The following is a 9,796-nucleotide window of genomic DNA, read 5'->3' as shown; positions in this document are numbered from 1 at the left end:
CGACCAAGCAACCGCCCGGGCGGCCGTCGTCCTCCAAGGTCTCGTCGAGGCCGGCGAGCGCGGCGACGAGCGTCGCGTCGAGGTCGGAGACGTCGACGCCGGCCGCGCGCGCCTGTGCGAGGTACGCGATCACGCTGCCGGTCTGGTCCGCCTGGTAGTCCACGTCCGGACCGTCCTCGATGCGGGCGTTCGCCCAGCCGGGCGCGAGCGCGCCGTTCCGCGGCCACACGCGGTGGGGCCACGAGCCGTCCGGGCGCTGGGTGGCGACGTACATCTCGGCCGAGCGGGCGTGCCAGTCGTCGAGCCCGAGCCCGAGCCGGTCGTCGGCGCCGAGCAGGAACGCCGAGATCTCCGCGTCGTCGCGGAACCACGTGTAGCCGTAGCCGCCGGAGGTCACGTAGAAGGGGTCGAAATCGGGCCCGGCGACCCGGAGCCCCGACTCGGCCGAGAGCAGCGAGAGCACGCGCAGGTCGGCGACCACCGACTCGCGGGCCGGCGCCGACCGGGGGACCGACGGCGTCGTCTCGCCCGCGGCCGCGGCGAGCGCGTCGACGTCGTCGAGATCGGCGAAGAGCCCGGCGAGCCGGTCGCGGGCCGCCTCGCGCGTCGTCTCGGCGCGGTCGGTCAGCAGCGACGCGACCGCGGCGGTACCGCCTTCGAACGGGACTTCGGCGATGACCTCGCCGGAGAGCCGTTCCTCCTCGTAACGGTCGCTGTCCCGGTCGCGAGGGAGGTCCGTCGGCGCGTCGTCGAGTATTTCGGGGAACGTCGCCGGGAGCTGGCCGCGCAGCTCCGAGAACCCGGTGTCGCTCGCGAGGAAGTCGTGCTCGTCGTCGTGGTACACCTCGACCGCGTCGTCGTACCGGAGCTGGCCGATCCGGTCGTCGCGGCCGTCCGGCGCGAACCGGGCGTAGACGACGAGCGACAGGGCCTCGGGGTCGACGTTCGCGTGGCTGTCCGTCCCGACCTCGACCGTCGCGCGGGTGACGTGCGCGTCCCCGATCGTCGCGTCGTGGCGCGTCACGGTCGCGGCGTCCGCCTCGTGGACCGTCTCGATCAGGGTCGTGTCGCCGACGTACCGCTGTTCGGTGGGCACCTCGTCGAGCCACGCGATCTCGTCGCCGACCGCGAGGCCGATCCGGGAGCGGACCACGCCGGTCTGCCCGGTCAGCGGGGAGCCGAAGTCGCGGAGTTCGCCGCCCTCGTCGACGTGGACCAGCCGCCCCTCGCCGCCGGAGAACCGCCCGGTGACCGTCCGGCGCTCGCCGGGGAACCGGGTGGCGTGTCCGGTGTTGCGCTTGTAGTCGTCGAGCGCGTCGCGGAGTTGCATTAGGCGGGTAAACGACCCCTCGGCGTATCAACTTTTGGTGTAATGGTTATTCGTACATTCCTGGAACGAAAACTCTCAAGCCGGGCGGCGCCCGGGTACCCCCATGCACGAACCCGGACCCCCGCGGACGACGAGCGTCGGCGAGGCGGTCGAGCTGGCGCCGCGATCACCGGACCCGGACGGGACGTACGAGTGGACGGTCCGCGACGCGCCCGCCGAGAGCGCCGTTGGCGCCGGCGACCGGTCGGAAGTCGAGGGCGAAGACGAGAGCGGACGAGACGGGCGCTCGCCGGTCTTCGTCCGCGGCGCGACGAGCCGGGCCGACGCGCCGGTCGTCCACCTCCGACCGGACGCGCCGGGGACCTACGTCCTGACGCTCGACGCGCCCGACGGGACGCACCGCCAGCGCGTGCGCGTCTTTCCGGACGAGCGCCGGGAGACGGAGCTCCGCGTGCCGGCCGCGGAGCTCCCGGTCGCCGACGCCGACGTCGACCGGGTCTCGCTGCTGTGGGCGCACAACGAGCGCCTCCTCGCCCGCGACCGCCCCGAGCGCGACGGCGGCGACTGGGTCACGGAGGCCCGCGTCCCTCCCGGCCGTCACGGGTTCGGCTTCGTCGCCAACGACGACCGGAGCAACGAGCACGGCGACGCCGTCGAGGTCCCCGGTCCCGGCCGACCCCGCCTCTCGCTCGACGCACGCGTCGAGAACGGCGGAGACGGCGACGACGGCGGGGGCGGCGGGCCGACGGTCGTCCTGACCGCCGACGTGGACGCGGCCCCAGCGCTGGGCGAGGACGAGTCGGGCGGCGAGACCGCCGTCGACGTCGAGTTCCTCGTCGACGACCGCGACGCGCCCCCGGAGACCGTCGCGCGGATCGAGTCGTTTGCGGACGGCGCCACGCTCGCGGTGCCCGTGGACGAACTCGTCGGCGACGACGGCGGCGCCCTCGACGGCGACGGCCTCCGAGTTCGCGCGGTCCCGCACGCGGAGCGGTACGGAGCGGCCGAGACGGTACGCATCGGGCGCGGGAACGGCGACGGCCGGACCGCCGAAGGCGGCGCCGTCGACGACGCGCCGGTCGAGGTTACCGACCCGCACGCGCCCCCGGAATGGGCCGACGCGCCGACGATATACGAGGTGTTCGTCAGGTCGTTCGCGGGCGACACCCTCCCGACGACGTTCCGCGAGATCGAGCGCCGGGTGCCGTACTTGGAGAGCCTGCGCGTCGACGCGCTCTGGCTGACGCCCGTGCTCGCCTCGCCGACGGAGCACGGCTACCACGTCACCGACTACTACGAGACGGCGAGCGATCTGGGCTCGCGGGAGTCGTTCGAGTCGCTCGTCGAGACCTGCCACGACGCCGGAATTCGGGTGATATTCGATCTGGTGATCAACCACACCTCGCGTGACCACCCCGCCTTCCAGCTGCACGCCGCCGGCGTCGAGGAGTACGCCGATCACTACCGGCGGGCCGACGGCGCGTTCGACGTGACCGACACCGACTGGGCGGAACTCTCCCCCGGCGACATGCCGGAGTACTACTTCGACTGGCGCCGGATCCCCAACCTCAACGTCGACAGTCCGGCGGTGCGAGCGTGGCTGCTGGACGTGGTCGACGAGTGGGCCGCCGTCGTCGACGGCTTCCGCGCCGACGTGGCGTGGGGCGTCCCCCACGGCTTCTGGAAGGAGGTCGCCGAGCGCGTCCCCGACGACGTGCTCCTGCTGGACGAGACGCTCCCGCACGACCCCTTCTACGGCGAGGGGGAGTTCGACCTCCACTACGACACCTCCCTGTACGAGGTCCTCCGCGACGTGGGGGCCGGCGAGGCGCCCGCGGACGCGGTCGCGGAGGCGTTCGAGCGCGCCGCGTGGCTCGGCTTCGACGATCCGGGCGCGCAGATGCGCTACGTCGAGAACCACGACGAGGAGCGGTACCTCGCCGAGTACGGCCGCGACGCCTTGAAAGCCGCCGCCGCGACCGCCTTCACCCTGCCCGGCGCGCCGATGATCTACGCCGGGCAGGAGCGCGGCAACGAGACGTACCGCGGACCCGTACGCTGGCACGACGGCGACAACGACCTCACCGACTTCCACCGCGAGCTCGCCGCCCTCCGAGAGCGCGAGCCGCTCCTTCGCGAGGGCGCCGTCGACTTCGACGGTCCCGCCGCCGACGTGACCGTCGTCGACGGCGACCCCGAGCGGGTGACCGCGTACGAGCGCACGCCGGCGACGGTGCCGGCGGATTCGGAGGGAGACGACTCCGAGGCAGACGCCGATCCGCTCCTCGTCGTCGTCAACTTCGCGGACGCGCCGGCGACCGTGACGGTCCCGCCGGAGTTCGAGACCGACCTGTTCGCGAGCGACGGGTCCGCCTCGGTCGACGGGTCCGCCACGGTCGAGAGCGTCGCGGTCCTGCGGTAGGGCGATCTCCCGGGCCCGCTCGCCGCGACGGTGCGCGAGACGACCCTTATAAGTGATCCCCTCGCGCATCTCCGTCACATGGACGACCGGACGCTGAACGATCTCCTCCGGCGGTTCGGGCTCTCGGACAAGGAGGTCGACACGTACCTCAGTCTCTTGGCCCACGGCGAGGCGAAGGCGAGCACCGTCGCCGACGCCGCCGGCGTGTCGAAACGCTACGTCTACAGCGTGAGCGAGTCGCTCGCGGAGCGCGGCTTCGTCGAGGTGAACGACCACGTCGTGCCGACGACGATACGCGCGAACCCGCCGGACGAGGTGATAAACCGGCTCCGTTCGGACGTCGACGCGATCCGCCCCGGGTTAGAGGAGCGCTTCTCGCGGGTGGAGCGACAGACCGAGCAGTTCGAGGTGATCAAGTCCCGGGTGACGGTGATAAAACGGGTCCGGTCGCTGCTCGCGGACGCCGACTCGGAGGTGACGCTGTCGGTCGCCGCGGACCACCTCCCCGAGATCCGCGACGCTCTCGTCGACGCGGTCGACCGCGGCGTCTTGGTGCTGCTCATCGTCTCCGGCGCCGACGACGTGTCGGACGACGTCGACGGGGGGCTCGACGGCGTCGCCAGCGTCGTCCGGACGTGGCGCGAGGCGATGCCCACGCTGCTCACCGTCGACTCCGCGGCCGGCGTCGTCGCACCGCCAGAGCTGCTCCGCCGGTCCGACACCGACCGGCAGGCGATCCACTTCTCGCAGGAGCAGCTCGCGCCCGTCATCGTCGGCTCCTTCCTCGGGAACTACTGGCCGGCCGCGGCCGAGGTCGCGACCGCGCCGCCCACGTCGCTCCCGGTCGAGTACGCGAACTTCAGGCACACGGTGTTACAGGCGACCTTGCGGCTCCGCGCCGGCGAGACGCCGCGCGTGACCGTCGGCGGGCGGCGGACCGAGAGCGACGAGGCCGTCGAGCTCGTGGGGCGCGTCGTCGAGTCGAAACAGGGGATGGTCGAGCCGACGAACAACGAGTTCCCAGTCCAGCACTCGCTCGTCGTGGAGACGGACGACGACACCGTCACGGTGGGCGGGCAGGGCGCGTTCGTCGAGGACGTCGAGGCCGACCTCGTGCGGATCGAGGCGGACGAGTCCGGCGACGCCGCCGAGTCCGACGGCACCGCCGACGCCGAGTAGGTCCACACCGAGCGGGCCGAGGCCAGCGCCTCGATGTAGTCGCTGATCGCGGCCAGCGTCGTCCCGATCGCGTCGCGGTCACGCTCCGCATCCGGTCACTCCTCCAGGCTCGGGTGGGTCTCCTGCGGGTCGGCATGCGGTTCCGCGAACCGCTCGCGCGTCGCGTCCAGCGCGCCGGCCTCGCGGTCGCGGCGCTCGTCGGCGTCGATCTCCTCGCAGCCCGGGGGCACCTCGCGGCCGCGGTCGGTGAAGTACCCCTCCGGCGTCACCCAGTCGTGGTAGAAGGGCACGTCGTCGTCCTCCAACAGCGTGACGGCGACCTCGGCGCCGTGGCCGGCGCACACCGCGGCCTGGTGGGGCTTCTCCGCGAGCCGCCCCGCCGCGTACAGCCCGTCGACGCCGGTCCGACCGCGCTCGTCGGTGTCGACGTACGACTTTCCGCGGTCGAGGATCCCGACCCCGTCGACACCGTCGAGATACCCGACCTCGTTCTTCGTCGCGGCGACGACGTGCCGGGCCCGGAGCAGGTCGGCGCGGTCGCCGGGAGCGTCGGCGTCGTCGCGGTCGTCGTCGACCTCAACGGCGAACCGGGCGCCGTCGGCCGGGTCGGAGCCGTCTGTGTCGCGGGAGTCGATCGACGCGACTCGCGTCACGCGGCCGTCGATCCGGTCCGCGCCGGCGGTCTCGGTCTGCTCGGCGAGGAGGTCGAGCAGCCGGCGGGCGTCCACGCCGAGCGGGAACCCGGGGAAGTTCTCCAAGCGGGCGTTCCGCCGGAGGATCGACTCGCCGCTGTCAACGACGAGCGTGTCGAGCCCCTGACGAGCCGTGAACACGGCCGCCGAGAGCCCGGCGACGCCGCCGCCGACGACGACCACGTCGCGGGAGTCGTGCTCCTGGTCTGCGGACGTCTCGTCCCCGCTCATCGGTCGGTCCCTCCTGTGAACCGCGAGTCGTCGCTGTCGATCGCCATACGCGTCGGCGCGCGCGAGTCGTCGTAGTCGCTTCGGTCCGGAACGGTCCGGATTCCGGCCGCGCCCGCGACGCCGCGAACGAGGCGACGCGCAGTCATCGCCTCACTCGAACCGGTCGCTCCGCCGCGATGAACGGCTCGTCGCGGTCGGCCGCCGCGAACGCGAGGTCGCCCGACTCGCCGCGCTCGACTCGCCACGCCGGAAGGGCCGGCACGTCGTAGTCGGTCGGGTCGCCGTAGATCGCCGCCACGGTCCACTCGCGGGCGCGCATCAGAACTCCCCGTTGATGACGGCCGCGACGCGCTGGCGGTCGAACAGCCGCTCTCCTTCCGGAATTTCCGGGTACGGGCCCTCCTCGTACCGCGGCCACGCGCCGAACGCGTCGGGGTAGAGCTGCTTCGCCGTCATCTCCAGCTGGAAGAGATTTAAGATCGGTCCCTGATACCGGGCGCCCTGCGGGTGGATGCGGTCGTTCCGGACGGCCGCGACCCGCGAGCCGACCGGGTCCTCCTCGAACGCGGTCCGCCGTCCGACCATGTCCGTCTCCGGCTCCATGCCGCCGAGGTAGAGGATGACGTCGGGGTCAGCTTCGAGTATCGTCTCGAAGTCGACCACCGTCCCGGATTCGACGCTTCCCTCGAACGCGTCGCGCGGGCCGAGCGGGCGCGTGTGCGACGTGAGGAAGCCGGGGTTGCTCAGCGTGTACGCGTAGATGCTCTCGATGTCGGCGGCGGCGATCATGATAGCGGTCGGGCGCTCCTCCGCCGGCGGCAGGCCCTCCTCGATCGTCGACAGGAGCCCCTCGCGGACCTCGGCGAGCGCCTCGTAGCGCTCGCGCTCCCGGAACGCGTCGGCGACGATCTCGAACTGCTCCCAGAGCCCGTAGTACTGATACCCGTCGGCCCACTCGTCCGCCGGCTCTTGGTGGCGGTCGCTGAGGGAGTTGCCGAACCACGGCGAGACGTTCTCGGCGATCTCGTCGATGTCCTCGCGGTCCCAGGCGTCGAGTTGGGTGATCCACGCCGGGTCCGCGAGGTGGACGTCGCTGTCGAGGTCGTACAGGGTCTCCTTGTCCGGCTGCCACGAGGAGTAGCGCCCGGACCAGTCGAGCGAGACGCCGGGGAGCCGCTCGACGAACTGGTTCCACAGCCCGTCGTAGTAGTCGGGCGCGTGCAGCGCGGTGACGCCGTCTCCCCGACCCAGCGCGAACGCCATGTCCGCGTGGTGGGTGAGCCGGGTGAACACCGTCTCCGGCGGTGAGTCGAACGTCACCTCGCCGGTCGGCGAGATCGACGCCGTGTAACTCTCGGCGGCGTCGTCCGTCGGGGAGTCGTCCGTCGGGGAGTCGTCCGATCCGCCGGACCCACCGTCCGCCGAGTCGGTCTCGTTCCCGTCCGAGCCGGCCGGATCTGACTCCGTGTCGCCGCCGGTACAGCCGGCGAGCAGGCCGCCGAGGGCGACCGCGCCGCCGTACTTCGCGAACGCTCTGCGGGTCGGGTCTCCGCGTGCCGCGTCGTCTCTGGGCATGTTTTTAGGCTGGCCTAAATCAAGTTAACCGCTTCGGTTTTTAGGCTGGCCTAAAATAAACGATGGCGGTCGGTCACCGATCACGCGCGTCGGGCGGGGCTACTCCTCGTGCCTGGCGCGCAACGGGGTGACGCGGGGGCCGTTCTCGGTCGCAACGACCTCGGCGTCGACGCGAAACACGTCGGCGAGCAGCTCCTCGGTCACGACGTCTTCGGGCGACCCGCGGGCCCGGACCTCGCCGTCTTTGAGCGCGACCATCCGGTCGGCGAGCCGCGCGGCCTGCTCGATGTCGTGAAGCACGACGACGACGGTGACCTCGCTCTCGTCGCGCAGCGTCTCGATGATCGCCATCACCTCCATCTGGTGGTGTAAATCGAGGAACGTCGTCGGCTCGTCGAGGAGGAGCACGTCGGTGTCCTGCGCGAGGACCATCGCGATCCACGCCAGTTGCTTCTGGCCGCCGCTGAGACTTCCGACTTCGCGGTCCCTGAGGTGGCCGCAGCCCGCCAGCTCGACGGCGCGGTCGACCGCGCGGGCGTCCGCCTCGGTCGTCCGCTCGAAGAAGCCGCGGTGCGGGTACCGACCGTGGTGGACCAGCTCCTCCACGGTGATGCTGTCCGGCGACGTGCTCTCCTGAGAGAGCAGCCCGAGCTCCCGGGCGAGCGCCTTCGTGTCCATCGAGTGCACGTCGCGTCCGTCCAGGAGCACGGAGCCGTCCTCGGGCGCGAGCTGGTTCGCCAACCCCTTCAGCAGGGTGCTCTTGCCCGACCCGTTCGGGCCGACGAGGGCGGTGACCGCGCCCGGCTCGGCCGCGATCGACGCGCCGTCGACGATCGGCGCCGGCGCGGTCGGGTACCCCAACACGAGCCCCTCGGCGTCGAGGTCGCTCGCGTCGCTGGCGTCCGCCGCGCGCTCGCCGGTCGTTTGGCTCGGCGCGTTCGCGCCGCTCAGTTCGTCCGGATCCGTCGCGTTCGTGCGTTCGATGGCCATTCAGAGTTCACCCATGTTCCGCTGTCTCCGCATCAGGTACAGGAAGTACGGACCGCCGACGAGCCCGGTGACGATCCCGACCGGGATCTGCGCGTCCGCGCCCGTCAACACGCTCATCCCGAGCCGGGCGCCAACGTCGGCGCCGACCATGAGAGCCGGGCCGACGAACAGGCAGCCGACGATCAGCTTCTTGTAGTCGCTCCCGACGAGGTTCCGCACCATGTGCGGGACGATCAGCCCGACGAAGCTGACGATGCCGGCCACCGCGATGCTCGCGGCCGCGGCGAGCACCGCCACCCCCGACAGCGCGAACCGCACCTTCTCGATCGACATCCCGAGCGACTTCGCGGTCTGTTCGCCCAACAGGAGCAGATTCAGCTGGCGCGAGCCGGCGACCGAGAGCAGCGCCGCGACGATCGTCCACGGCAGCGCCAGCCGGACCTGCGTCCAGTCCGTCCCGGTCAGCGAACCGGTCGTCCACTGGATCGCCGACTGGACGACGGCGATGTCGTCGGCGAAGAAGAACAGCGCCGTCTGGAGGCTCCCGAAGACCGTTCCGACGATCACGCCCGCGAGCACGAGCCGGACGGGGCTCGTCCCGTTCTTCCACGCGATCGCGTACACGATCAGGAACGCGACCGAGCCGCCCAGCGCCGCGATCAGCGGGAGGAACGCCGAGAGGCTCCCGAACACGACCAGCGTCAGCAGGATCATCAGCCCGGCGCCGGAGGAGACGCCGAGGATGAACGGGCTCGCGAGCTCGTTCCGGGTGACCGCCTGGAAGATCGCCCCCGAGACGCCGAGGTTCACCCCGACGAGCGCGCCGACGAGCACCCGCGGCAGGCGGATGTTCCAGACGATGAGCGTCTCGCGTGCCAGCTCGGGGAGCTCGCCCCCGTATCCCGTGACCGCCCGCATCAGCTCCTCGCCGACGAGGAAGTTGAGCAGCCACCGCGGGTCGAGGAGGACCGCGGGGTCGAGGACGGCCCGCCACGCCTCGCCGACCGTCATGGAGTAGGCGCCGAAGCTCACCTGCACGAGCCCCGCGACGACGATCACCGCGAGGCTCCCCAGCGCGACCGTGACGAGCTTCGGGTCGAGCAGCCAACCGAATCGGCTCGCTCCCTTCGACCGTCGCGTCGGAGCTCCGCCGCCGACCGCGGAGCCCTCGCGGCTCATCGCGTCCCCCCGCCGGATCCGGAGTCGGCGACATCCCCGTCGGCGCCCTCGGCGCCCGAGCCTCCGCCGGCCGCGTACGCCGCGATCGCCTCGTCGTCGATCGCGTCGAGCAGCGCGCCGGCCCCGCGGGCGTCGCCGACCGCGGCCGGGTCGAGGCGTTCGGCGAGGGCGCGCTGCCCCGCGCTCGCCCGCGATTCG

At 72.0% G+C, this 9,796-nt stretch carries 7 protein-coding genes and 2 pseudogenes; 2 read left to right on the top strand and 7 right to left on the bottom strand.

Annotated features, from left to right (window positions below; genetic code table 11):
• A pseudogene (locus OQF71_RS12385) lies at positions 1–1,330 on the bottom strand (glucan 1,4-alpha-glucosidase); the annotation flags it as partial.
• 103 nt (positions 1,331–1,433) lie between these two features.
• Between OQF71_RS12385 and OQF71_RS12380 the strand changes: the two are divergent.
• Positions 1,434–3,752 carry an alpha-amylase family glycosyl hydrolase gene (locus OQF71_RS12380; RefSeq protein ID WP_280588035.1) on the top strand — a complete coding sequence of 773 codons (2,319 nt, stop codon included), beginning with the start codon at positions 1,434–1,436 and terminating at the stop codon, positions 3,750–3,752.
• A gap of 78 nt (positions 3,753–3,830) precedes the next feature.
• Positions 3,831–4,931: a TrmB family transcriptional regulator sugar-binding domain-containing protein gene (locus OQF71_RS12375; protein ID WP_280588034.1), complete on the top strand. Its 1,101-nt coding sequence runs from the start codon at positions 3,831–3,833 to the stop codon at positions 4,929–4,931.
• A 95-nt stretch (positions 4,932–5,026) separates the two neighbouring features.
• On the opposite strand, the gene OQF71_RS12370 is transcribed toward OQF71_RS12375, so the two are convergent.
• The 6 genes and pseudogenes from OQF71_RS12370 to OQF71_RS12345 all read right to left on the bottom strand — a co-directional run.
• Positions 5,027–5,854, bottom strand: coding sequence for an FAD-dependent oxidoreductase (locus OQF71_RS12370; protein WP_280588033.1), 828 nt, complete (start codon positions 5,852–5,854; stop codon positions 5,027–5,029).
• A gap of 142 nt (positions 5,855–5,996) precedes the next feature.
• Positions 5,997–6,173 (bottom strand): hypothetical protein, encoded by a 177-nt coding sequence (locus OQF71_RS12365; RefSeq protein ID WP_280588032.1) that lies wholly within the window; start codon positions 6,171–6,173, stop codon positions 5,997–5,999.
• Complete coding sequence (locus tag OQF71_RS12360) at positions 6,173–7,429, bottom strand: ABC transporter substrate-binding protein (RefSeq protein WP_280588031.1); 1,257 nt, start codon at positions 7,427–7,429, stop codon at positions 6,173–6,175. Before OQF71_RS12360 ends, OQF71_RS12365 begins: the two co-directional genes overlap by 1 nt.
• A 99-nt stretch (positions 7,430–7,528) precedes the next feature.
• Complete coding sequence (locus tag OQF71_RS12355; protein ID WP_280588030.1) at positions 7,529–8,419, bottom strand: ABC transporter ATP-binding protein; 891 nt, start codon at positions 8,417–8,419, stop codon at positions 7,529–7,531.
• Positions 8,420–9,598 carry an iron ABC transporter permease gene (locus OQF71_RS12350; protein WP_280588029.1) on the bottom strand — a complete coding sequence of 393 codons (1,179 nt, stop codon included), beginning with the start codon at positions 9,596–9,598 and terminating at the stop codon, positions 8,420–8,422.
• A pseudogene (locus OQF71_RS12345) lies at positions 9,595–9,796 on the bottom strand (hypothetical protein); the annotation flags it as partial. The gene OQF71_RS12350 and the pseudogene OQF71_RS12345, both read right to left, overlap by 4 nt.

This window comes from Halorubrum sp. Boch-26, assembly GCF_029889805.1.
Classification (GTDB): domain Archaea; phylum Halobacteriota; class Halobacteria; order Halobacteriales; family Haloferacaceae; genus Halorubrum.
Note: the sequence above shows the minus strand (reverse complement) of the source record. Positions and strands in the feature narration are given on the sequence as shown.